Source organism: Paraburkholderia sp. JPY465 (genome assembly GCF_050436725.1).
In the GTDB taxonomy this organism is placed as follows: domain Bacteria; phylum Pseudomonadota; class Gammaproteobacteria; order Burkholderiales; family Burkholderiaceae; genus Paraburkholderia; species Paraburkholderia youngii.
In genome coordinates, this window is record NZ_JBNDMT010000002.1 from 1,309,655 (window position 1) to 1,332,571 (window position 22,917).

17 protein-coding genes and 1 pseudogene are annotated in these 22,917 nt (G+C 63.2%); 5 read left to right on the forward strand and 13 right to left on the reverse strand.

Translation table 11 applies throughout. The features are described from left to right. Positions 1-17 precede the first annotated feature (17 nt). Positions 18-2,873, reverse strand: a complete 2,856-nt coding sequence (locus QFZ94_RS08100; protein WP_429456131.1) for an ATP-binding protein — start codon at positions 2,871-2,873, stop codon at positions 18-20. A gap of 413 nt (positions 2,874-3,286) precedes the next feature. Between QFZ94_RS08100 and QFZ94_RS08105 the strand changes: the two genes are divergently transcribed. The 4 genes from QFZ94_RS08105 (at position 3,287) to QFZ94_RS08120 (ending at position 7,102) form a co-directional block, all read left to right on the forward strand. Then, complete coding sequence (locus QFZ94_RS08105; protein WP_368583167.1) at positions 3,287-4,195, forward strand: AraC family transcriptional regulator; 909 nt, start codon at positions 3,287-3,289, stop codon at positions 4,193-4,195. 262 nt (positions 4,196-4,457) lie between these two features. After that, positions 4,458-5,888, forward strand: a complete 1,431-nt coding sequence (locus QFZ94_RS08110) for an ATP-binding protein (RefSeq protein ID WP_429456132.1) — start codon at positions 4,458-4,460, stop codon at positions 5,886-5,888. A gap of 105 nt (positions 5,889-5,993) precedes the next feature. Then, a complete protein-coding gene (locus QFZ94_RS08115; protein ID WP_368583169.1) occupies positions 5,994-6,377 on the forward strand; it encodes a response regulator transcription factor in 384 nt (127 codons plus the stop codon). 53 nt (positions 6,378-6,430) lie between these two features. Next, complete coding sequence (locus QFZ94_RS08120; protein WP_368583170.1) at positions 6,431-7,102, forward strand: response regulator transcription factor; 672 nt, start codon at positions 6,431-6,433, stop codon at positions 7,100-7,102. Positions 7,103-7,144: 42 nt separating this feature from the next. Here QFZ94_RS08120 and QFZ94_RS08125 read toward each other — a convergent pair whose 3' ends face one another. Continuing rightward, a complete protein-coding gene (locus QFZ94_RS08125) occupies positions 7,145-12,676 on the reverse strand; it encodes a trifunctional serine/threonine-protein kinase/ATP-binding protein/sensor histidine kinase (RefSeq protein WP_429456133.1) in 5,532 nt (1,843 codons plus the stop codon). Positions 12,677-12,959: 283 nt separating this feature from the next. On the opposite strand from QFZ94_RS08125, the gene QFZ94_RS08130 reads away from it, so the two are divergent. Next, complete coding sequence (locus QFZ94_RS08130; RefSeq protein ID WP_429456134.1) at positions 12,960-14,003, forward strand: MBL fold metallo-hydrolase; 1,044 nt, start codon at positions 12,960-12,962, stop codon at positions 14,001-14,003. 68 nt (positions 14,004-14,071) lie between these two features. On the opposite strand, the gene QFZ94_RS08135 is transcribed toward QFZ94_RS08130, so the two are convergent. The 11 genes and pseudogenes from QFZ94_RS08135 to QFZ94_RS08185 form a co-directional block, all read right to left on the reverse strand. Further along, entirely contained in the window at positions 14,072-14,389 is a 318-nt protein-coding gene (locus tag QFZ94_RS08135; protein WP_368583173.1) for a DUF3331 domain-containing protein, read from the reverse strand. A 153-nt stretch (positions 14,390-14,542) separates the two neighbouring features. Then, positions 14,543-15,367 carry an alpha/beta fold hydrolase gene (locus QFZ94_RS08140; protein ID WP_429456135.1) on the reverse strand — a complete coding sequence of 275 codons (825 nt, stop codon included), beginning with the start codon at positions 15,365-15,367 and terminating at the stop codon, positions 14,543-14,545. Between the two features lie 57 nt (positions 15,368-15,424). Continuing rightward, positions 15,425-16,903, reverse strand: a complete 1,479-nt coding sequence (locus QFZ94_RS08145) for an alginate export family protein (protein WP_429456136.1) — start codon at positions 16,901-16,903, stop codon at positions 15,425-15,427. Positions 16,904-16,908: 5 nt separating this feature from the next. Next, the gene (locus QFZ94_RS08150; RefSeq protein WP_410842412.1) at positions 16,909-17,802 is read right to left on the reverse strand and encodes a VOC family protein; all 894 of its coding nucleotides are present in this window, start codon (positions 17,800-17,802) and stop codon (positions 16,909-16,911) included. Positions 17,803-17,897: 95 nt separating this feature from the next. Beyond that, positions 17,898-18,644 (reverse strand): YoaK family protein, encoded by a 747-nt coding sequence (locus QFZ94_RS08155; protein ID WP_368583177.1) that lies wholly within the window; start codon positions 18,642-18,644, stop codon positions 17,898-17,900. After that, positions 18,626-18,875: pseudogene (locus tag QFZ94_RS08160) on the reverse strand (DUF1427 family protein). Before QFZ94_RS08160 ends, QFZ94_RS08155 begins: the two are co-directional and overlap by 19 nt. 59 nt (positions 18,876-18,934) lie before the next feature. Then, complete coding sequence (locus QFZ94_RS08165) at positions 18,935-19,342, reverse strand: BON domain-containing protein (RefSeq protein ID WP_429456137.1); 408 nt, start codon at positions 19,340-19,342, stop codon at positions 18,935-18,937. Positions 19,343-19,383: 41 nt separating this feature from the next. Further along, on the reverse strand, positions 19,384-19,809 hold the full coding sequence (locus QFZ94_RS08170; protein WP_429456138.1) for a DoxX family protein: 426 nt from the start codon (positions 19,807-19,809) through the stop codon (positions 19,384-19,386). A 45-nt stretch (positions 19,810-19,854) separates the two neighbouring features. Continuing rightward, positions 19,855-20,490, reverse strand: a complete 636-nt coding sequence (locus tag QFZ94_RS08175) for a hydrolase (protein ID WP_429456139.1) — start codon at positions 20,488-20,490, stop codon at positions 19,855-19,857. 157 nt (positions 20,491-20,647) lie between these two features. Continuing rightward, complete coding sequence (locus QFZ94_RS08180; protein WP_368583181.1) at positions 20,648-21,655, reverse strand: alpha/beta fold hydrolase; 1,008 nt, start codon at positions 21,653-21,655, stop codon at positions 20,648-20,650. 290 nt (positions 21,656-21,945) lie between these two features. Continuing rightward, positions 21,946-22,863 (reverse strand): LysR family transcriptional regulator, encoded by a 918-nt coding sequence (locus tag QFZ94_RS08185; protein WP_429456140.1) that lies wholly within the window; start codon positions 22,861-22,863, stop codon positions 21,946-21,948. Between the last annotated feature and the right edge of the window lie 54 nt (positions 22,864-22,917).

Below are 22,917 nucleotides of genomic sequence, written 5' to 3' on the forward strand. Positions count from 1 at the left end.
GAAGGGGAGTAGGGCGGCTACCCCTGAAGACGTTCGGCCAGACTCACGAGACGCTGAAAATCCGGCGCCTTCGATGCGACGTCGATCTGGCTGATCCGTTCACTGAGCAGATCTCTGGCAGCGGCAACTTCTCCGCGATCGAGCAGGTGTTCCGCAAGCTGATATTCGGCGCGCATTGCCCAAAGCGGGGCGCCGTCGGAATTCGCCTGCTCGATCGCCGCTCTGAGCAGGCGTTCCCCTTTCTGTCGACGTTGTGCGATTTCGGCTGCGGGTGCTTCACCGAGTGCGGCACACTGCAATTCGAGCCAGCCCCGAACACGCGACAATTCAGGCACGTTAAAGCGATTGCCATTCACCTTGGCAAACGCGAGCGCCTCATCCAGCCGTACCCGGGCCTCTTCTATGCGGCCACCCCGGCCCAGCGCTTCCGCATATAGCACATAGATTGGCATGACCACCCGCTGGAATCCGCGAGCAACGAGCCGCTGCAGTACGGGCTCCAACCGTTCCAGCACGTTGTCGTCTCGCCCGGCCATCACGTCTGCCTTGACGGCAAGATACTCCGCATAGTCCCGCCAGTTATCGAGTCGGTGACTTGCAGCTTGCGAGCGCAATAACGCCAGATAATTCGACGCCGCCTGGTGCTCTCCCGATTCGAGCGCGACGGGTACGGCAATGAGTGCGAGTACGTGATTGAGCGACGGTTCGAGCATATCGCCGCGAATCCGGTCCAACGAACGTTCAACGAGCCGCATTGCGCGCTCGGGCTTGCCCTGCAGCAGCGCGATCCGTGCCAAGGTACCGGTCGCCCAGATCAGCGGGTCGATGGTCAGCCATGTTCCCGCCGAGATCGGCAGGCTCTGTCCGGCGATAGATTCGATTGCCTGCTCCAATCGCTCACCGGCCTGCTCCTGTTCGCCCAGGTAGTGCAACGAAATCGCAATCATCTGCTCCGCGAGGGACTGTCGCCACGGTGAATCACCGCCTGAGACCGCATGCTGATACCGCATTGCGTAGCGCATCGAGGTATGGATGTCGCCTGTTGTGAGCATGGTATTCCACAGCCCCCAAAGCGCATCGATGGCAAATTCGTCGTTGCCGGTCGCGCGTGCGAGCCGTAGCACGCGCTCCCACAACAAAGGCGCCCGAGCGACGTCCTCGCCGGTGTGGATCAGGGACGCCGCGTACGCAGCGCATAATTTCATCTCGCACTCGGCATCGACGGCGCCGGCAGGCAGGCCATCCAGCACAGTCAATGCGCGTCGCGCCCGCTCGCAGCACTCTCTGACATGCGAAGCCCCGAGCAACCGGCCGACAAGTGCGCTGGCAAGAGCTACGCCGAGAGCCGGGTCGCCTTCCGCGGAAAAAGCCCAGTCGTATGCGCTGCGTGCGTCATCCAGTGAAAACCGTGGGCTCGCGCCAGGCTCTTCGTCGTCGCCGCCCGCAACGAAGGGCCCATTCCCTTCGATATAGCTGCGCATATAGCGCACGTGACGCGCTGCAATGATCTGGGACTCGCCTTCGTCGCGCAGCTTCTCGAGCGCATAGGCGCGGGTACTTTCGGTGAGCCGATAAAACGCGATGGCCCCGCGAAACTCGACGTTCAGCAAAGACTTGGTAGCCAGCTCCGACAGGCTCGAGATGATCACCGCAACCGACATATCAGGTTCAGCCGCGACTGCACACACCGCCTCGAAACTGAATGTGCTGAAAAAGCAGCCGGTTCTGCGAAACAGCGCCTGCGACGCGCTGTCGAGCATCATGTAGCTCCAATCGAAGGTTGCCCGCAAGGTCTGATGGCGCGGCAAACCGGATCGCAAACCGCCGGTGAGCAGGTTCAATCGGTCGTCGAGCCGTGAGGCAACACCTTTGAGGCCGAGCGTTGCCACCCGCGCTGCGGCGAGTTCGATTGCGAGCGGCAGCCCGCCGAGACGGCGGCAAATCTCGGCGACGAGCGTAATGCTCGCCTCGTCGTGCGCACACTCGGGTGCGAGGATAAAAGCGCGGCGCAGAAACAGTACGACGGCCGAGCAACCGAGTATCGCATCGGTCATTTCTCCGCTCGCTGGGACCGCAAGCGGCTCGAGGCGCAGCACGGTTTCACCCCAGATATGCAGAGGCTCGCGACTGGTCACCACGAAACGCGCCAGAGGGTTGCGCGCTACCAGCGCATCGACGAGGCTCGCGACCACATCGATCACGTGCTCCGCGTTGTCCAGGATCACAAGGCAATTGGACGCTGCGATCGCGGCCGCGATCGCAGCCTCGTATGTATCGTCCGGGCCCATGATCACGCCAAGCGCTTCGGCCAGCGTGGCGAGCACCGTATCGCGCGATGATGCCTTCCACAGCTCGACGAAACATACGTGCCGTCCGTATCGGCTTTCCATTTCACTCGCCACGTAGCGAGCGAGGCAGGTCTTGCCGATACCGCCCGCCCCCACCAAGGTGATGACGGCCGTCGAGCCGATCTGTTCGATTATTCGTGCAACCTCGTCTTCACGTCCGATGGGAAATTCACCGCGCATTTGCGCTGCCTTCCCAGCGACTGCAAGGCTGTCCGTGCCGCGGGCCGGAACGCCCTCGGTCGGCCGAACAAGCACATAGCCGCGGCCGGGTACCGTTTTGATCAGATCGCGATCGGCACCCAGCAGCTTGCGCAGCGCAGCCATATGAACCTGAAGGCGATTCTCCTCGACGATGACGCCTGGCCAGACGGCGTCCATGATTTCATCCTTGGAGAGTACCGCGCCGCGCGCCCGGTACAACTCTTCGAGAATCGCAAACGCGCGTGCGCCCAGCCGTACAGGCTGCCCGTTCTGTCTGATTTCGCGCTGGTCGAAATCGACACTCAAAGTGCCGATCTCAATCATGGTCATCTCCAGGCAGTGGGGTCGTGGCTGAGCACTGGATGACTTGCATCAGGTTGCATTTCCATTCCGGGGAACAACAAACACATAGGCTTCGAAACCAGTCCGTACCCGTGCTCTCTGCATTTTCGCCAACAAATTGTAATCAATCGTCGAAGCGTACGTATTGAACAAAAATCCACTCTAAACCCTGTCTTTGAGCGCTCACATCTCGACGACTCATCTGCGCGCCATTTCGGAACGGGTACACCGGCCGCCTCCAAAACACCCGTTGACACGCCGAATCCCCCACGGCCGTCGATCGCCGGCGCTTTTGTCATGGTATAAATGTCACCCTTTTGATGGATTCGACGGAGCCCGATTCGCGTTTTCCCGGACGATCTTGCCCAGGTTTTATTGCTATCTACTCGCCTCCCATGATTTCGCGCGAATCTCCCGCCAGCGTTCCGCAACTGCCAAAGGACAATCTGGGTTGCGTCGCGGGTAAGCTCAGCAAAGACTTCGAAGCGGTCGGCAACGATATCTCCTTCTACCGCAAGTGCATGGCCGAGCCTGACTTGAGTCGCATTGCCATGCCGGCAAACGAGCGAGGCTTTCTGGTAGGGGTGTCGCTCGGCAACGGTCATCAGAGAAGGATTCTTCGAGGCGCACGCTCATTCGTCAGCCGGTTCGACCTTGACTCCATCTACATCCGGGATTTCTCCGAAGACTATCAAGCGGATATGTACGGCAATTTCGATTTTGTCCTCGTCGAATTATCCCGCTCGTTTTTTACACGACTCGAGAATGAACACCACGCACCGGGCATCTCGGGCCTAATCTGCGCCAACGGGCAGAAAGATCCCGTATTAGGGCATCTTTCGCGCGCACTCACGGCAAGTCTCGAAGCGACAGGCCCGCTCAGCCGACTTTTCGTCGAGCAGGTGGGGCTTGGCCTCGGCACGCATATCGCGAGGCGGTACGGAAACTTTGCTTCGGCTGACGTGCGCGTCAGCCGCGGATTATCCAGCGCCATCGAGGCTCGTGCCAAGGAGCTTTTGCTCGACAGCAACCGCAGCGATATCTCCATTGCCGACATTGCGCGCGAATGCAACCTGTCGCGCGGCTATTTCATCCGGGCGTTTTCCAAGTCCACCGGCCGCACGCCACATCAGTGGTTGCTGGAACAACGCGCGAAACAGGCGCGCCAACTCCTGGAAGAGACCGATATGACGCTATCGGAAATCGCCGCGATTTGCGGGTTTGCAGATCAAAGCCATCTGAGCCGCGTGTTCGTCAGGCTAATCGGCACAACGCCCGGAGCGTGGCGTAATCGCGCGATCTAGGAAGCCATCGGCGCCGCTGACCGGAGAGCCGGACGCGCGATCAGGAAGAATTCAACGGGGCTTCAGAACAACGGCGAGCGGCCGAGGCGGCTTATTGCCGGCCGTCTTCTATACCTATAGATAATGGCGTCTTTCCCGGTGCCACCCTACGATTCGGTGCGACGTTCGAGAGCAGCGTGATTTCCACGATCACGCGCAAATCTGAAGTTCACCGCGGTTTGGCGAGATGCGCCATCCGGGCCTGCTGGAGGGAGGACGCATCATGTACGTTTTTGATCGAGTTGCGGTCTCCCTCGACGGACGTCAGGTGTTTCGCGACGGTCAGGCTCAGCCGATCGGCGCGCGAGCATTCGATATTCTCGAACTGCTGATCCGGTCCGCCGGAAAACTGGTCACGAAAGACGAGATCATGCGTCTCGTCTGGCCCACCACGTTCGTGGTCGAGAACAACATCCAGGTTCATATTTCGGCACTACGCAAGCTCTTTGGCGACGGTTGGATTCGCACTGTACCAGGCCGGGGCTACCAGCTTCGCACGCCGTCCCATATGGCTGCGCCTCATGCACCGAGTCAGGAGCTTGCCGCCGAAAAGGCGGTCGAGAGTGTCATCAGGCAGCGGTCGTGGCGGCTCGTTGGCCGCGATGACGACGCCAACATGCTGTACGAGATGCTACAGCGCGGATCGTTCGTGACGGTAAGCGGCCCGGGCGGCGTTGGAAAAACACGGCTCGCGTTGAGTGTCGCGAGAGCATGGGTCGACAGCAACCATTTCGAGCTATGCCACGTCGACTTCGCCGGGCACGACACCCAGCACTCGTGTCTACTCGCAGTACTCGAGAAGCTTGGCGGCGCTCCGGGCAGTCATGCGCCGACGATCGCCGATGTCGTGCAGACGGTGGGCAACCGGCAAATCGTCTTCGTATTCGATCACTGCGAAAGAGTCCTCCAGGCCATAGCCTCGCTATGCGAATGCATCGCGGCATCGAACGGCCATGCCGTCATTCTGACGACGAGCCGCGAACCGTTGCGCGCAATGGGCGAACGGGTCTACTCGATCTCGCCATTGACACTGCCCGACGAAAACGCCGGCGGAGCGGAGATGCTCGCGAGCGGCGCTATCAGGATGTTCTTCGAACATGCGCAGGCGTCCGGAATCCGCTTTCCCGCCGACCCGGGAACGCTCAATGTGATCGCCGATATTTGCCGGCGTCTCGGCGGCTTGCCGCTCGCGATCGAACTTGCCGTCGCGCGGGCCGCGCTACTCGGCGTGCAAGGACTACTTCGCGAACTCGAGAAATCGATACTGTGGCTTTCGGGCGGACTCAGAACCGCCCATCCGCGTCAAAAGACGCTACGCGCAACGGTCGAGTGGAGCTACGCGCTGCTCAGCGAGGCTGAGTGCGCGGTATTGCGCCGGCTCGCCGTATTCCCTCGCAGGTTCAATCTCGCGGGTGCCTGCGACGTCATTTCCTGCGCGGACATTGGACGGGACGCCGCACTTACCAGCGTCCTTAGCCTCGCGAAAAAATCATTGCTTACTTTGCATACCGAGGGTCCGGTCAAGAGTTATTCGCTGTTGCCGGTCGTGAAAGCCTACGCGATCGAGCGGCTAATGGAATCCGGCGAATGGCCGTCCTTCCGTTTCCGCTACGTGTCCTCGAAAGACAACGCACCCGCCAATTTCGCTTCCTGAGCCCGCCGGAGCGCAAGAACACCACTGTCCATAGGATAATGGCGCCGAAGTGAAACCCGCTGTTGTTTTTTCCGCCTATTGAATGGGCTCAAACCTCTATAATTCATGGCCATTGTGTACATCGTCGACGACGATGCGTTGATCCGTAGAAGTCTGGCGGGCTTGCTGAAATCCGCCGGTCATACGGCAACGTGTTTCGAGTCGGGAGAAGCCTTCCTCGCGTCGGAGACCGTGGCGCAAGCCTGCTGCATTCTTCTCGATCTCAAGCTCGGCGGCATGAACGGCCTCGACGTGCAACGGGCGCTGATCGAGCGTGGAACGTCGATCCCTGTCATTTTTATATCGTCGCACGGCGAAGAGGAAGTGGTCGACAAAGCGCTCCGGCAAGGGGCAATCGCCTTCTTCCATAAGCCGTTTTCGGTCGACAGGATATTGGCGTTGATTGATGAAACCGGAACGCGCCAACGTTCCGCTGCGAGTCCATCGTGAGCGGATCTCTGGCGCCCTGTGATAACGGGTCCATCCTCTCGGGCAACACGACTATGCGCGTTTCCGAATCTGCCGCGCGAACTGACCATGTGAAGCAAAGCGCCGAATCCATCGTTTATGTGATCGACGACGACGCAATCCTACGACGCTCGCTGAGTTCGCTATTGCGCTCGTACGACCTTCGCGTCGAGACTTTCGCGACGTCCAGCGAGTTCCTCGCATTTCCCCGCCCCGCTGTGCAGAGCTGCCTGATCCTGGACATGCGGCTCGAAGACGAGGACGGACTGACCGTGCAGCAGAAGATCGGCAACGCGGGGCTCGGCATTCCCGTGATCTTCATGACCGGCTACGGCGACGTCGCAAGCTCGGTGACCGCGATGAAAGGCGGAGCGTTGGACTTTCTGACCAAGCCGTTCGAGGACCACGAACTGCTCGATGCGATCCAGCGCGCGTTCGCGATCGACAAACAACGCCTCGAGCGCGAGCGTTCGCTCGCCGACGTATCGCGTGCTCATCAGTCGCTTACGCCAAGAGAGCGCGAAGTGATGACTCTCGTGATTTCCGGCCTGATGAACAAGCAGATCGCGGCAACCCTGAACCTTCAGGAGATCACGGTGAAGGTTCATCGCAGCCAGGTCATGAAGAAGATGAAGGCGAGAACATTGCCCGATCTCGTTCGTATGGCCGAAGCGCTTGGCATCGAGCCCGCGGAAAAGACCTTCTGACCTTCTGACGGCCGGGTGAGCGTTCAGCGCCCACCGGCCGGATCACGCCCCGGCCGTGACCGGATGGCATATCTCCGCAGGCAGAGAGAACCGGAACAATGCACCGCCTCGCTGATCGGTACTCGCCCACAACCGTCCGCGATGCGCGCCGATGATCAACCGGCAAATCGCGAGCCCCATGCCGAGACCCTCGGCCTTGCTGGTGTAAAAAGGCTCGAATACCCGCTCGCAAATCTCCGGCGACAGACCCGGTCCCGAATCCCGCACCTCGATCAGCACAGAACCGGCACTGTCGGTTCGGGATCGAATCCACAGTTGGCGCGGCGTATACATCATGTCCTTCATCGCCTCCATTCCGTTCATCAGCAGATTGATCAGCACCTGCTGCAGTTGCACGCGATCTCCGGTCACCAACGGCATCGACGGTTCGAGTTCGATACGAAGCTGAACGTGGTGGCGGACTATTTCGCCTTGAAGCAGTACCAGCGATTGCTCGATCAGATCATTCAGATCCACCAGCGTGGCGTCCGGCGAGCTCTTCTTCAGCAGCGCGCGCACGCCCGCGATCACCGCACTGGCGCGGTGACCGCCTTCGACGATCCGCTCCACCGTCTCCTTCAGTTCGCCGAGATCGGGCGGCGTGCGGGCCAGCCAGCGCAGCGCCGCCTTCGCGTCCGTGATGATCGACGCAAGCGGCTGATTGACGTCGTGCGCGATGGAGGCGGTCAGCGCATTCAGCGTGGTCACGCGCGTGACGTGCGCCAGATCCGCCTGCACCTGCTGCAAGTCTTCCTGAGCGCGCTTGCGCTCCGTCAGATCCAGCACGAAGGACACACCTTGCTCGCCGCTCTCGTCGAAATTGGCCGAGCCCAGAAGAACCGGTACATGGCTGCCATCGCGATGAAGGAACTCAGTCTCGAATGGCGGCACGGTACCGTTCAGCTTGAACGCCTCCGCGATGCGCGTGTCGCCGTTCAGCCAGCCCGGCGCGGTCAGGTCGGTCCAGCGCAGGCGCTGCGATAGCAGATCGTCGCGCTCGTAGCCCACCATGCGCAGAAACAGGTCGTTGGCTTCGAGAATCCGGCCGTCCAGATGCCAGATCCAGATGCCGATGATGTTCGCCTCGACAAGGCGATGAATCCGCGCTTCGCGTTGCCCCAGGTCCCGGTATAGCCGGGTATTTTCGACTGCGATCGCGGCCTGTGAAGCAAGCAGCTTCAGCACGGCCGTCCGCGCTGGTACGAAAAGCCGCGCCGCGAGATTGTTCTCGAGGTAGAGCACGCCGATCAGCTTGGCTTGCGTCAGAAGCGGCAGGCACAGCACGGATCGGGCGCCATGCCGGCGGACGTACGGATCGCCGACGAACAGGCCTTCGACCGACGCGTCGTCGAGAATGATGTTCTCATTGGTCCGCAGCACGTAGTTGAGAATCGCCACGGGTATCGTATCGGGTTCGATCGGGCCGTCGCGCAAGGATACGATCACGGCATCGCCGGCCGTGGTCGCCTCGGCCGCGACGCGCGGCTCGCCGTCGCGGATCAGGAGCAGCAGGCCGCGCTGTGCGCCGGCCTGCTCGATCGCGGTACGCATCAGCGTATTGAGCAGGTTTTCGAGGATCACCTCTTTCGACACCGCCTGCGAGACGGCAATGACCGTCGCCAGATCGAGATGTTCGACCGGCGCGCCGATCGCGCCGCCCGCGGTGCTGATCCGCCCGGTTTCCCGCAGATAGGGGTAGCGGGCTTCCAGCTGCTGGACTTTCCCCAGCGCTCCCCAGCACAGATAGCCCTGCCGGGCATCCTGCATATAGACGCGGGCGATCTTTTCGAAGCCGCGCTCCGCATAGAACAGTGCCGCCAGTTCGTTGGCAAGCGCCTGATGATGGATCAGGTCATGGTCGCGCGCGAGACCGATTGCCTCTTCGTAGAGCTGCATCGCGTCGGAAGACCGCTGTTCGAGGCGAGCGATCTCCGCGCCGACCAGCGCGGCCTGGCTGCCGAAGTTCGGCTTGCAATGTTCCGCCCACAAAGACAATTGCTGATGATGGGCCGCCAGAATCCGCAGGTTATCGGACCCGGGCTGCTGAAGTTCGGCGTGGCAAAAGGCTGCACGCGCGAGTGCCGCATAAAACTGATACTCGGCCTGCTCGTAAAACGACGGTGACGTCCAAAGCAGAGCCTCGGCGCGTTCGGCCGCGGCGCGAGCCGAAATCGCATCGCCCGCGAAGTAGCGCGCCTGCAGCTTGCGAATCCAGTACCAGCAGAACGCAAAAGACAGACTCGGATTGCTGCCGACCCGGCTCTCGAACTCCGCCTCGCTGAAACTCGCGTCGTCGAACACACCGAATGCCGGCGTGAGGCCCGCCAGCGTCCGCACCAGTTGCAGTTGCGGAATCATCCGATCGACGCCGAGACCGAAAGCCGTCTGACGCGCGAATTCGACGCTCGCCTCGGCTTCGCGTTGCACCTCTCCGAGCGGCTCGCCGCTTGCCAGCGAATGAGTCAGCAGGTTGTTGCGAATGAAGCACGCAAAGGTTCGGTCCGCGAGCTTCTCGGTCACATCGATCGCACGCTGCAGGATGTCCCGGGCGTTTCGGATCGGCTCCGTCCATTGCATCACGTGCCCGCCGAACACCTGATAGACGCGCGCCCGGATACGATCCTCGCCGTCCCGCTCAGCGAGCTGGAAACCGAGCCGGCCAAACCGGAAATCCGCCTGGCTATGCTCGCGTTGCGGGATCAGAATCATGCTCAGCCAGGCGTACCCGAGGCATGACGCCTCGCCATTGCCGTATTCCAGACTGAGGTTGACCATCCGCCCAATGACCAGCGCGCGCAGTGAAGCGTCCGTGTACCAGGCGGGCGGCATCAGCGCGGTCAGGACCGCCATGGTGCCGGCGGCAACGGGATCGGTCATCTTCGGCAAATCGAGCAGAGACTCGATCGGCCGCTCGCCGAGCCGGCTCCAGATACTGTCGTATTCTCGTTGCACTTCGCCCGCGGACGGCTGCGAATCCCATGCAACGCCGGCACACCGCAGATATTCCAGGCCCACCTCGACCGCGCGCTCGCGCCGCCCCAACGCCATCAACAGTTCGAGTCGCAACTGCGTGACCGCGGCGAGATCGGGTAGCCCGATTGCCCTCTGGGAAAGCGCGTGAAGCCGCCCTTCCGCCGCGTCGGAAGCACCCGTCAGGAACTCGCTCTCCGCGCGCCGCAACTCGAGCATGAAGACGAGTTCAGGGCGGGTTTCCCACGCGTTTTCCCCCAACAGCGCGCTGCCGGTGGTGAAATGCGTCAACGCCGCGAGGTAAGCCGCGGATGCCATTGCGCGGCTGCCAGCGAGAAGATTCAGTTCGGCGAGCCGCTCCCGCTCGCCGGCCTCGGTAATCAATGCCGCGCCCCGGTTCAACTGGCCGACGATATCGAACACCAGCTCCCGCGCATGGTCGGGCGACAACTCCGCCACGAGGCGCCGGCCAATCGCGAGATGCGCTTCGGCGCGCGCCCATGGCGCAATCAAGGCGTAGGCCGCCTCGTGCACGCGGTCGTGCAGGAATCGATAGGACGCGTCTTTGCGCAACACGAGCCCCGCGGTAACCGCTGGTCGCAGCGCCTCATCGAGATCCGCGAGCGTCCCGTGACGCGCGATAACGAGAACGTCGACCGGCACTTCGTTGCCAACGCACGCCATCAGCTTCAACACGTCCTGGGTTTGCTCGGGAAGACGTCCCAGCCGGGTCAGCATCAGGTCCACGACGTTGTCGGTGAATCCCTTCGCGCGAATCTGATCGAGATCCCAGGACCAGCGGGCCGTCCGGTGGTCGAACACGAGCATGTCCTCGTCCAGCAGCGTGTTCAGAAAATGAATCGCAAAGAACGGATTACCGGCCGTCTTCTGCTGCATCAATTCCGTCAGCGCCGCGCTGCTTTGCACGTCGCAACGGAGAACATCCGCGACGATCTGGCTCATCTGATCGCTGCGAAGGCCTTCGAGCGCGATCGCGCTGACTCGGGTTCCAGCCCGGCGAATCGAGGCCAGGCATCGTGGCAATGGATGATCCGCTGCAATTTCGTGGTCGCGGTACGCGCAGACGAACAGCACGTGTCTGAGTTGCGGATGCGTCGCAAGGTGCTCGATAAGATCGAGGGTCGCCGCGTCGAGCCACTGCACATCGTCGAGAAAGAGAACCAGCGGAGACTCGGCACGCGCGAACGCGCCGATCAGGCTGCGGAACGCAAGCTGAAAACGATGGCGGGCGTCCTGCAAAGGCAGATCGTTGACGATCGGCTGTTGCCCAAGGATCAGTCCGATTTCGGGAATCAGCGTGGCCAGCAGACTCGCGTTGGGACCCAGCGCGTCGTCGAGCACGGCGCGCCACGAAGCCAGTTCGGTTTCGCTGCATGCGAGCAGCGGGCGGATCAGCGTCTGCAGCGCTAGCGCGAGCGTCGAATAGGGTATTTCACTGCGGTACTGGTCCACTTTCCCGCTGGCAAACCGCACGCGCTGCGTGGCGATCTGCCGCTGAAATTCGGTGACCACGGCGGTCTTACCGACTCCCGCATAGCCCGAAATCGGAACGAGTTCCGGCCAGCCTTCCCGCTCGACGCGATCGAAAGCCGCGAGCAGCGTTGCGATTTCCGGCTCGCGTCCATAAAGGCGCGCAGGAGCCATCAGGCGATGCGCGAAATCCTGTTGTCCGAGCGCAAAGGTTTCGATGCCTCCATCGGCGGTCTGGCTCGCGCGGCAGCGGCGCAGATCCGCTTCAAGACCCGCCGCGCTTTGATAGCGTTCATCGGGCGTTTTGGCGAGAAGCTTCAACACGATGTCCGACAGAGCGACGGGAATCGTCGGCACACGTACGACTGGCGAGGCTGGCTGCCGGGCGAGATGGCTGTGCACCCAATCCGCCGTATCGCCGGCGCTGAAGGGCAATATTCCCGTCAGCATCTCGTAGAACATCACGCCGAGAGCGTATAGATCACTGCGAGCGTCCACCGGCCGGTTCATACGTCCGGTTTGCTCCGGCGCCATGTAAGCGAGGTTGCCCGTGACCGCACTGATTTGTGAATGCGCTTCGGCACCGCGGGAAAGCCGCGACGCGACGCCAAAGCCAGTGATGGCTGTCGTTCCGGCCGCCTCGTCCGTGAAGATATGTGCGGGTTTCAGATCCCGGTGGATCAGGCCGCGCTGATGAACCTGGCTCAGCGCCGAAGCGATGCCGATCGCACGGTCCAGAAACCGGTCCGTCTCCATGGCGGTGCCCAGCAGCGCCGTGAGCGGCTCACCGCCCGGATCCCTCAGCAGCAGCACGGTGTGGCCATGTTCTCGCAGCAGCTTCAGTGGCGTGGCGGCCCAGGCGCCGGCCAGATCGTCCCTCAGTTTGTACTCGTGCGTCAGGCGCGCGGCGCTGGAAGGATCGGCGCGCGATGCGGAAATCCACACGGCCAGCACCTCTTCGCGGCGACCGTCGGGCGCGAGATGCCAGCCGCGGCCAAGCGCGCGATCGCCCTCTTCGAGCACGAACTGCAAATACACCTTGTCGCCGGAATTGAAAAAGAAGGACGGGCTCATCAACGGACTCTCGCACCTTACCGAGGAAGCTCACGCACTCGATCGGGTGCGATCGGGAAGTGGCGTGCCGAAATGGTCTTCGGGAATGTCGGCGGCATTATGCCAGCCGGCTTCAATTCCCAAGCGCAGTCCAGTCCAGAACCTGAAGAGTTCTGAACGGCAGCTTAAACGTCCTGCCCGCGACGAAACTTTAAGAACGCTTCATTAGGCATCGAGCCAGTTCGAATTCGAGAATGAGTAAGGCGCACGTTGCGCAACCTTCAACCACCCCGAAGCAACCACTATGGATACCCAATCTTCAGTCTTCCCTGCCGCTCGACACCGCGAGCGCTGCCGCGCGGCGCCGACCGTCTTCGCATGGCTCGCCGCACTGCTGGTTGCCCTGCATGCCGCGCTCGCGCATGCGGCCGCGCCGCAGGTCGGCACGCAAGGCCCCGGCTTCTATCGCATGATGCTGGGCTCCTACGAAATCACGGCGCTGCTCGACGGCACACATCCGTTTCCCGTCGATACCGTGATGACGGACGTGCCGCGCCGCGTGATCGACCATGATCTCGCGGAAGACGATCTCGCGTTGCCGCTACAAGGTTCGATCAACGCGTTTCTGATCAACACCGGCAGCCAGCTGATCCTGGTCGATACCGGCGCGGGCGTGCTTTACGGCGATTGCTGCGGCCATCTGCTCGCGAACCTGCGCGCCGCCGGCTACCAGCCGGAACAGGTGGACCAGGTGCTGCTCACGCATATGCACAAGGACCACGTTGGCGGCGTGATTCGCGACGGCCAGATGGCATTTCCCAACGCGGTTCTGCGCGTGTCGCAACGGGAGGCCGATTACTGGCTCGACGCCGGCAACAAGAAAACCGCGCCGTCGTTTCTGAGTTCGTTCTTTGATTCGGCGGCGCAATCGGTGGCCCCCTATATCGCGGCGGGACGTTTCCGGCCGTTCGACGGCAACGCCGCGATCGCGCCCGGTATCAGCGCACTCGCCACGCCGGGTCACACGCCGGCACATACGGGCTATGTCGTGAAAAGCGGGCAGCAGACGCTGATCGTGTGGGGCGACATCATCCATGTCGCGGCCATCCAGTTGCGCGACCCAAAGACTTCCGTCGAGTACGACTCGGACGCCGCCGCGGCCAGGCAGTCCCGCCTCGCGTTGCTCGACCGTGCGGCGCGCGAACATGACGTGATCGCGGCCGCACATATTTCGTTTCCGGGTCTCGGGCACGTGCGCAAGGAGGGCGGCAGCTACGTGTGGATTCCGCTGAATTACGATGCGGACCCGGCGAGCCACGCCGCGACCGCCGTCAAGGCGGCGCCCTGAAGTCGACGCGCGAGCGCGCGTCAGAGAAAGCGCCCGGGACGCTGGCATCAGCGCCCGGCGCACGGCGCTCAGCTATTGCGCGCCGGGTAAGCCCGCATCGCGGACGTGCGGATCATCGCGTCCGCATTGACCGCGTCGGTGCGACCACATGGTTTGAAGATTTCGTCCCCACGGCTGATCGGCTCACCGCTCAGCGCGCAAACGCCCGACTTGCGGGCGCGCACCAGACGCCACAGCTGTGCGCCGTAATAGCAATTCGTCGAATCGCGCCACTCGATCGTGGCGCTCGTCATGGTGGGCCGTTCGACCACGATGATGGTCGCGTGACCGCCCCCGGCTCGCGTGGCCGAGCGATCGGCATCGCGAAGCTTCCTCGAGAGAGACATCTGCTGTTCATCGTCAGTCCGCTCGGCTCTCGCGAGCGATCCTACGATTCGAGCCCACGTGTCCTGTACTTTCATTTCTACGAACATCGTCGTCACTCCGTCTCCGAACGTCTACCGGGGGATCAAATGCGCGGCTGAAACCGGACCGCCAGCTCAGGCGGTCGCCGCAAACGCGAGCAGATCGCGGTTCAGGCGTTCCGCGTGGGTCAGCATCAACGCATGGGGAGCGCCGTCATAGATGTCGAGCGTGGCGCCTTTGACGAGCCGCGCCGCCGCGCGCGAAGTCAGATCGAGCGGCGCGGTCTGATCGTCGCCGCCGTGAACGAACCACGTGGGGATATCGATCCGCGCGAGATCGGCGTGGAAATCCGTGGCCGAAAATGCCGTCACGCAGTCGATCGTCGCCTTCAGTGAAGCCTGCATCGCCATGTTCGAGAACCAGTCGTGCACCGGCTTCGTCACCATCGAATCGGGCCGGTTGCCGCCCGTCACGAGCGGGTTGAAGGCATCGACGAAACTCGCGCGGTCGCGGCGCAGCGCGTCGCGCATGCCTTCGAACACCGCCGGGTCGACGCCCTCCGGGTTGTTCTCGCTACGCTGCAGGCCCGGCGTCACCGATCCGATGAACACCGCCCTCGAGACGCGGCGGGCCCCATGTCTTGCGATGTAACGCGCCACTTCGCCGCCGCCCATCGAAAATCCGACGAGCACCGCATCCTCGAGCGCGAGCGTCTCCAGCACCGCGTGAAGATCGTCGGCGAGCGTGTCGTAGTCGTACCCTGTCCACGGCTGATCCGAGCGGCCGAAGCCGCGGCGATCGTAAGCCACGGCACGAAACCCGTGCGCGGCGAGATGCAGCATCTGCGGGTCCCACATGTCGGCATTGAGCGGCCAGCCGTGAATGAACACCACGGGACGTCCCGCGCCCCAATCCTTGCAGTAGAGCGACGTGCCGTCGGCCGTGTCGATAAATTTCATCTGCGTTCCCTCATTCGTTTGAACGTGCTCGCGGCAAGCTGTGCGCGAGCCGCGTGCTTACCAGCTAAACTTTGCTTCCACGCCGACGTAGTCCGCGTTGCGCGCGCCGAGCGCGCGGATCGAATCGCCGACTTCGAAGTGCACCGCTTCGAGCGCGAGCGCGACGTTGTCGTTGACGCTCCAGTCCGCTCGAACCTGCCCGTACATGCCGGTCCAGAGATTGCCCTTGCCTGCCGTGCCCGGCACCGTCGCCATGCCCTGGCCGTAGATCGCATCGGCCGTGGTGTCGCGCCACTGGAAGCCGAGCGCGGTGAGCAGCGTCACCTTCGGCGCGAGCCTGAAAGTGACCGACGGCTTCACATGAATCAGGTTGCTGTAGCCGGTGTAGCCCGCGAGCGTGAAGTAGTAGCCGTTGGGAAAGAGCGGATTGAACGTCCCGACGCGGCCGTCGCCGGGATGCCGGTCGCCCGACGCGCCGTCCACCTGCACGCCGATGCGCGGCTTGCCCGGCAGCGCGGCGAACGTGTAGCCGCCCAGCGCGCCGAATGCCCACGCGCCGATCGTGTCGGTGCCCACGTGGCCGGTTTGCAGCATCGCTTCCACGTCCCAGTCGAGCGACGCGTTTTTGCCCGTGTAACGCGCATCGAACACATCGCGCCGCTCGGTGCCGGCCGCGTCGAGAAACCGTGCGTTGTCGCGCGTATAACGCGACCAGTAAGCGGACAGATCGCCCGGCCCCACGCTCGCGCGCTCCACCCGCACGCCACTGAACGTCAGGTGACCGTTCGACACGTCGTCGAAAACCCGCTCGTCGCGATATTGGACAGGCTGCGTCAGATAACCGATGAAGCGCCACTTGCCTAGCTCGTAGTCGGCCCACAGCGCATCGAACGCCTGGCGCACGTTCGGACCGTCGCGCACCGAAACGAAACGCTGCAAGTCGAACGCCATTTCCTGCCGGCCGACGCGCGCCTTGAAGGTACCGCCCCCCACGCCACCGACGAACGCGATGAACGCCTGCTCGGTGTCGAGCGGATTGCGGTCGACGGGCGTGACTGAATCCTTGCCGAACGGCCGCGCGTCGACGAACTGGAAGAAGGCCTGCACGTGCGAGCCGAAGCGCGCGTCCGCATGCACCTCGGCACGCTGGATCACCCAGCTGTCCGGCGTCTGGCTCCCGAGGCCGAACAACGGGGTGTTGTTCAGTTCGAAGCGCTCGCGCAGATTCGCGCCCAGCGACAGATACCAGCTTGGGTCGCCCGACAGCGGGATGTACTTCAACGCATCGAGCGGCTTGCGCGGCACGCACGGATTCGCGAGCGCACCCCAGTCCTCCTGCCAGCGATTGAACGATGGAACCGGCCGTTGCGCATCGCAGGCGACGGACGGTGCGGCCACCGCCTGCGCGGTTTGCGCATGCGCCGCGCCCGCCTGCAACCCTGCGCAAGCGGCGAGCGCGGCGAACATGACGTTCGTGCGCACCGCACGCGCGAGCGCCGTCCTGCGTTTGGCGCGTGATAACTCGCGAGTTCTCATGCCAGTCACTTCACGCGCTGATGCAGCTCCGCGACGTAGCCGCCCGGAAACTCGACCATCGCCGTGCGGCCTTCGACGTTTGGTGCCGGCGCCGCCAGCACCTTCACGTTGGCGGCCTGCGCCTTTGCGAGCGTGGCGTCGAGATCGCCCACCTCGTAACCGGTGGTTTCGCGGCCATACGGGTACGGCAATTTGCCGTCGGTCACGAACACCAGCATGTTGCCGAAGCCCGACCGGATTCGCGCCCGGCGGATCGTCTCGCCCGGCTTGCCGATCTCCGCGCCATCCGCATGGCGGTTATCGGAAACGATCTTGCCGTGCGAGAAGCGCACGAAGCGCTTGATGAAGTCCTGCGCCTGGTACTTCGACACATAGACGCGGTTGTCCGGCACGTATTCGAGCGCCGCATACGACGGCGCCCTGGTGTGCCAGTACAGCTGCATCGTCAGACCGCCCGGCCACTGAATGATCGCGTCCTTGCCGATCGGATCGTCGAACGGTTCGACGACTACGTCCGCGCCCGCTGCGTGCGCGGCACGCACGGCCTTGTCGATATCGGTCACCAGGTAGCCCGTGCGTTCGTTGCCGAACGGGTAAGGGACCGCCGTCTGGAACGCGAATACCGACAGCATGCCGACCGGCGTCTGCACGTATTGCGAAGCGGTTTTGCTCGCCGTGGGCGTGACCGTGAACACCGCGCGCGGCGAGGCCTTGCCGCCGAAGGTCGCGACGAAGCTGCTGACGAATGCGTCGATGTCTTCGTTCGACACATAGACGTGCGTGGTGTCGTATTGCGGACCCACCGAGACGACCGGCGCAACCGCCGACGTGGGCGAAGCGAGCGGATACTGGCCGTCATCGGCGAAAGCCGGAGCACCGGGCAGCGCCGCGCCGAGCATCGCGAGCGCAATGGTTAGCGCTCTCAAGGGACGATCGAGACGAATGAGTTTCACGTGAGGTTCCTGTTGAAGAAAATGTGCGGTCGGCCGGGCGCTCAGAGCGTGCCTTTCGAATCGGCCTTGCGGCATGCGAGCGTCGCCACCAGCGCGAGCATCGCGAGCGGCAGCAACAGCGCCCAGAACGACGCGGCGAGCCATCCCGCCGCCCCTGCTCCCGCGCCGGCCGCGAATGCGAGCACCGGCGGCAGCGTGGTCGCGAGGCGGCCCCGCGCGATCGCGCGTTCCGCCTGGCTGGTGCCCGGCGCGAACAGATCGAACACGTCGATCACGGCCTGTGTGACATTGCCGGTCATCACGGTATTGGCGACCACGCTGCGCGCGGTCAGCCGGCCGTGCGCGTTCTGCACGCCCATCGAGGCCGCGCCGAGCAGGCCGCAGGCAATCGTCAGCGGCGCGTCCGCGTTGACGATCGGTACCGCAAAGAGACCCGCGCCCATGAACGCCGCGAGCAAGACGATTTGCAGAAAATAAAGCGCGCCCACGCGCACGCCATGCGTGCGCTGACGCAGCCTGTCATCGAACAGGCGCGCGCCGACGATACCCGCCACGAAGGCGGGAAACGCGAGCCACTTGATCAGCAGTCCGCTGCCCGCGCCCGCGAGCCCCGAACCGATCAGAATGAAATTGCCGGTGACGTGCGCCGTGAACAGCCCGAACAGCGCGACGAATCCGAGCGTGTCGACATAACCGGCTACGAAAGCGAGCACGGCGTTTTCGCCGCGCAGCGGCTCGAGCGCCGCCTTCGCCTGCGGCGAGCCCAACTCTATGGCTGCTTGCTGCATGACGAGTCGACCTTGTTGGCGCAAGCGGCGGCGGCCTCGTGCGGCGCGCTCGAAGTTTGCGCCTGCGGTGCGCGCCATTGCGCCTGTACGAATGGAATCGCGTGTTCACCGATCACGATGCCGAGCAGGCCGGCCAGCGCGATCAGCGGCGGTGCGGGCGACTGCACGCGCGCGATGTAATAGAGCAGACCGACCACGAGGCCCCGCTCCCAGCGAGATCAGATATGTCATGTTGCGATCCTCGTGCTTCGCGTCCGCGCGAGGCGGACGCGCGCTATACAGCCGTTGGCTTAATGACCCGCGGTCGCGATGCTCAGACGGTTGGTCACGCCGGTGACGCCCGCGACCTGCTGCGCATGCTGCTGCGCGAGGTCGATCTGCGCCGCTTCGGGCACGGAACCTTCCAGCGTGATGGCGCCGGACTTCGCGACAACCGTCATGTGCGAAGCGTCCACGCCGCCTGCCTTGACGATCGCCTTGCGCACGTTGGTGGCGAGATGGCGGTCGACGGCACGCTCGGCCTTCCTTTCGGCCTTGCGCTGTGCGTTGGCCGGATCTTTCGGCGCGGCGGGATGCACCTGAACGGACGGTGCGTAAGCGACTGCCGCGTCGTCGGCGAACACGCTGCCCGCGTAGCCCGTGAACAGAACGATGGCGGCGAGTGCCGCGGCCGGCTTGAGTTTCGAATGCAGTTTCATCGAGTCGATCTCCTTGTTGTTGGGCGAACCATTGGTCGCCGTTAAAAGTTTGACGTGCGCGCGTCCGCGGGAACGTCCCGGCCCAACGTGATCCGGTAGCGCCCCGCTCCGCCGATCGCGACCGTGCCGAACAGGATCAGCAGCATCCACGCGAACTGAGCCTGCTCGAGACTCCAGTCAGGGTGCACGAGCGTGAGGGCAACCACGGTGACGACGAGAATCGGCAGCGCGGCGAGCCGCGTGAAAACGCCGACGATCATCAGCACCGGACACACGACCTCCGCGAAAATCGCGAAAGCCAGCGTGAAAGCGCTGCCCAGGTGCAGCGGATCCTCGATCGCGCCGAGCTGCGCCCCGATGTGCAGCACCTTTGGCAAACCATGCACGATCAGCAGAAGCACGCTCGCGCTGACGCGCAAAAACAGCAGCGCGACATCGGCGGCGTTGGAAGTATCAGGACGTTTCATCGTAGTTTTCATCGCAGGTCTGCGCGGCCCGGAACGCGAAGCGGCTCAAGCCGCTTCGCTTGCGTGTTCGCCGAGGATCTGCTTCGCGTAGCGCACGCCGATGCCGTACGCGCTGTGCGCCTTGAAGATGTCCATGCAGCCTTCGTAGGTCTCGCCACGGGCCCAGTCGCGTTGCAGTTCGCACATGAACTGCAGCGAGGTCATCGGCACCGCGCCGGCCTGGATCACGCGCTGGATCGCGCGCTCGTGCGCTTCTTCCGTGATGTCGCCGCATGCGTCGGTCGGCACGTAGATCTCGAAGCCTTCCGCGAGCATCTGAACGGTCGGGAACGCCACGCACACTTCCGTCCACAGACCGGCGATCACGATCTTCTTGCGGCCCGTGGCCTTGATCGCCGCGCGAAAGCCCCCGTCTTCCCACGAGTTCATCGAGGTGCGGTCGACCGGCTTGATCTGCGGGAACACCTGCTGCACTTCGGGCAGCAGGTGGCCGCTGAACGAGTCCGCGGCGATCGTCGTGAGGACCGTCGGCACCTTGAACAGCCTGGCGGCCTTCGCGAGGATCTGCACGTTGTGCAGGACGGTGGTGCGCTCGTGCGAGTGCGTGCCGAAGAACATCTGCGGCTGGTGGTCGATCAGCGCGAGTGCGCAGTTCTCGGGGGTCAGCAGTTCAAAAGCCATGGTTGCTCCAGTGAGGTACGAGTGCGGATAAGCGATGACGCGCGCAGCGGTCATCGAACGGGTGGAGATTACGGATCGCGCGCCTTAAAGTCCTTGGGAAAACCTGAAGCGTTATGAACGCTTCAGGTCAGCCGAGGCGAGCGCGCGAGAGCGGGCTTCAGCCCTTCAGGAAGGCGAGCAGGTCCGCGTTGACCTGGTCGACGTGCGTGCTGCACATGCCGTGCGGAGCGCCCGCATAGACCTTCAGCGTGGCGTTCTTGACGATCTTCGCGGAGAGCTTCGCGGAATCGTCGATCGGCACGATCTGGTCGTCATCGCCGTGCAGAATCAGCGTGGGCACGCTGATCTTCTTCAGGTCTTCCGTGTAGTCGACTTCCGAGAACTGCTTGATGCACTCGTACTGGCCTTTGATCGAACCGGCCATGCCCTGGCGCCAGAAGTCCTGCACCAGACCTTGCGAGACCTTTGCGTTGGGACGGTTGAAGCCGTAGAACGGCGTCGCGAGATCCAGATAGAACTGCGAGCGGTTCGCGGCCACACCCGCGCGGATGCCGTCGAATACCGACATCGGCAGACCGTTCGGGTTGTTCGCGGACTTCACCATCTGCGGCGGCACCGCACCGATCAGCACGGCTTTGGCAACACGCTTCTCGCCATGGCGACCGATGTAGTGCGCGACTTCGCCGCCGCCCGTGGAGTGACCGACCAGCATCGCGCCCTTCACATCGAGCGCGTCGAGCACGGCGGCCAGATCATCGGCGTAGGTATCCATGTCGTTGCCCTCGGAGGGCTGGCCCGAGCGGCCATGGCCGCGACGGTCGTGCGCGATCACGCGGTAGCCCTGATTCACGAGGAACAGCATCTGTGCGTCCCACGCGTCGGCGCTCAGCGGCCAGCCGTGCGAAAACACCACCGGCGTGCCGGTGCCCCAGTCCTTGAAGTAGATCGGCGTGCCGTCCTTGGCGTTCACATAGCCGCCGCCATGATGATGGCCCGTGCCATGCGCGTGCGATGCGCCTGCCGCTCCCGCGTTGCTTGCCGCGCCGGCCGCGTTGGCGGAAAAGCTGGCCATGGCCGCCGCGGCACCCGCCATGCCGGCGCCGGCGGAAAGCAGGCGACGGCGTGTGGTCGAAGGAATGGACTTATCGATGTTCTGCGTATTCATGGTGCTTCTCCGTCGTTGCATCGCTGTGCGTGTGGTTAGCGATGAGGTTCGCATTTGCGTGGAAAGCGACGCGGCGCGGACCTCGACTGGATCGAGGAGCGCCGCATGCAGGACGAAGCTTAAGAACGCGACTCTTCAAAGTCCTTGTGGCGATCTGAAGAGTTCTGAAAATGCGAAAACGCGCGGTGAATGCGGCATCGAAGGTGCGACGACTCTAACTTTTGTCATCGCATGGAAATATTTTTGCGGGTGAGAGCCGACTGGCGGCCGTGAACTCACCACCGCTGCGGCTAGATCGGGTGCTGCCCGATGCGCGCTTCAAGAAACTGCAACAAGGCCCGCACTTTCGTCGAATGCCTGCGATTGGGCAGGTATGCCGCATGGACCACGACATCGCCACTCTGCGGCGTCACCTTCCAGTCAGCGAAGCATCGCATCAGGCGGCCGGAATCGATGTGTTCGTTCACCAGCCAGTCGGGCAATAGTGCGAACCCCTGCTCCGCGAGGACTGCTTGAAGGAGCATATCGAGGCTGTTCGATATCAGTCGCCCGCGCACGTTGACCTTTTCAATTTCCTCCCCGCGCCCGAAGGTCCAGATCTGGCGTGCCCGATAGCTTCCGCCATAGGCGATGCGCAGACATTCGCGTTCGGCGAGCTCGGCTGGCTCCTCGGGCATTCCTGCCTTTTTCAGGTACTCGTGGGCCGCAACCACGAAGCGCGGATTGTCGGCCATCTTCCTGACGATGAGATTCGGATCGCCGCTGGGCAGCCCGATCCGCACAGCCACGTCGATGCGATCGAGCGCGAGATCCACGAAATGATCCGCAACGACGACGTCCAGCGCAACGCGAGGATATTCACGCAGGAAAGCGGCGAGGTGCGGCGCGAGGACGATGCGGTTGTACGTGGACGGCACCGTCACGCGCAATGCGCCAACGGGCGCCGCGCCGCTGTCCAGCACGCTTTCGTCGGCCCCGGCAAGCTCGTCGAGCAGCCTGGAAATCTGCTCGACATACGTCGCGCCAGCATCGGTCAGGCTGACACGCCGCGGTGTTCGCGTCAGCAGCGCGGTGCCGAGCGAGTCTTCGAGTGCGTCCATCAAACGCGTGACCGACGATGTTGCCACGCCCAGACGCTGGGCGGCTTTCGCGAAGCCGCCGGCATCAGCCACTTCGAGCAGGGTGTTGAGCGCGAGCAATTTGTCCATGCGGGGGATTATGCCAGCGGAAATCGGGCGGTTCGCACTCTGCGTGCCTTCATC

Bases quoted from the DNA above. Each gene is read 5' to 3' on its own strand.
- QFZ94_RS08100 (WP_429456131.1), bottom strand. From the start codon at position 2,873: ATGATTGAGATCGGCACTTTGAGTGTCGATTTCGACCAGCGCGAAATC.
- QFZ94_RS08105 (WP_368583167.1), top strand. From the start codon at position 3,287: ATGATTTCGCGCGAATCTCCCGCCAGCGTTCCGCAACTGCCAAAGGAC.
- QFZ94_RS08110 (WP_429456132.1), top strand. From the start codon at position 4,458: ATGTACGTTTTTGATCGAGTTGCGGTCTCCCTCGACGGACGTCAGGTG.
- QFZ94_RS08115 (WP_368583169.1), top strand. From the start codon at position 5,994: ATGGCCATTGTGTACATCGTCGACGACGATGCGTTGATCCGTAGAAGT.
- QFZ94_RS08120 (WP_368583170.1), top strand. From the start codon at position 6,431: ATGCGCGTTTCCGAATCTGCCGCGCGAACTGACCATGTGAAGCAAAGC.
- QFZ94_RS08125 (WP_429456133.1), bottom strand. From the start codon at position 12,676: ATGAGCCCGTCCTTCTTTTTCAATTCCGGCGACAAGGTGTATTTGCAG.
- QFZ94_RS08130 (WP_429456134.1), top strand. From the start codon at position 12,960: ATGGATACCCAATCTTCAGTCTTCCCTGCCGCTCGACACCGCGAGCGC.
- QFZ94_RS08135 (WP_368583173.1), bottom strand. From the start codon at position 14,389: ATGTCTCTCTCGAGGAAGCTTCGCGATGCCGATCGCTCGGCCACGCGA.
- QFZ94_RS08140 (WP_429456135.1), bottom strand. From the start codon at position 15,367: ATGAAATTTATCGACACGGCCGACGGCACGTCGCTCTACTGCAAGGAT.
- QFZ94_RS08145 (WP_429456136.1), bottom strand. From the start codon at position 16,903: ATGAGAACTCGCGAGTTATCACGCGCCAAACGCAGGACGGCGCTCGCG.
- QFZ94_RS08150 (WP_410842412.1), bottom strand. From the start codon at position 17,802: ATGCTCGGCGCGGCGCTGCCCGGTGCTCCGGCTTTCGCCGATGACGGC.
- QFZ94_RS08155 (WP_368583177.1), bottom strand. From the start codon at position 18,644: ATGCAGCAAGCAGCCATAGAGTTGGGCTCGCCGCAGGCGAAGGCGGCG.
- QFZ94_RS08165 (WP_429456137.1), bottom strand. From the start codon at position 19,342: ATGAAACTGCATTCGAAACTCAAGCCGGCCGCGGCACTCGCCGCCATC.
- QFZ94_RS08170 (WP_429456138.1), bottom strand. From the start codon at position 19,809: ATGAAACGTCCTGATACTTCCAACGCCGCCGATGTCGCGCTGCTGTTT.
- QFZ94_RS08175 (WP_429456139.1), bottom strand. From the start codon at position 20,490: ATGGCTTTTGAACTGCTGACCCCCGAGAACTGCGCACTCGCGCTGATC.
- QFZ94_RS08180 (WP_368583181.1), bottom strand. From the start codon at position 21,655: ATGAATACGCAGAACATCGATAAGTCCATTCCTTCGACCACACGCCGT.
- QFZ94_RS08185 (WP_429456140.1), bottom strand. From the start codon at position 22,863: ATGGACAAATTGCTCGCGCTCAACACCCTGCTCGAAGTGGCTGATGCC.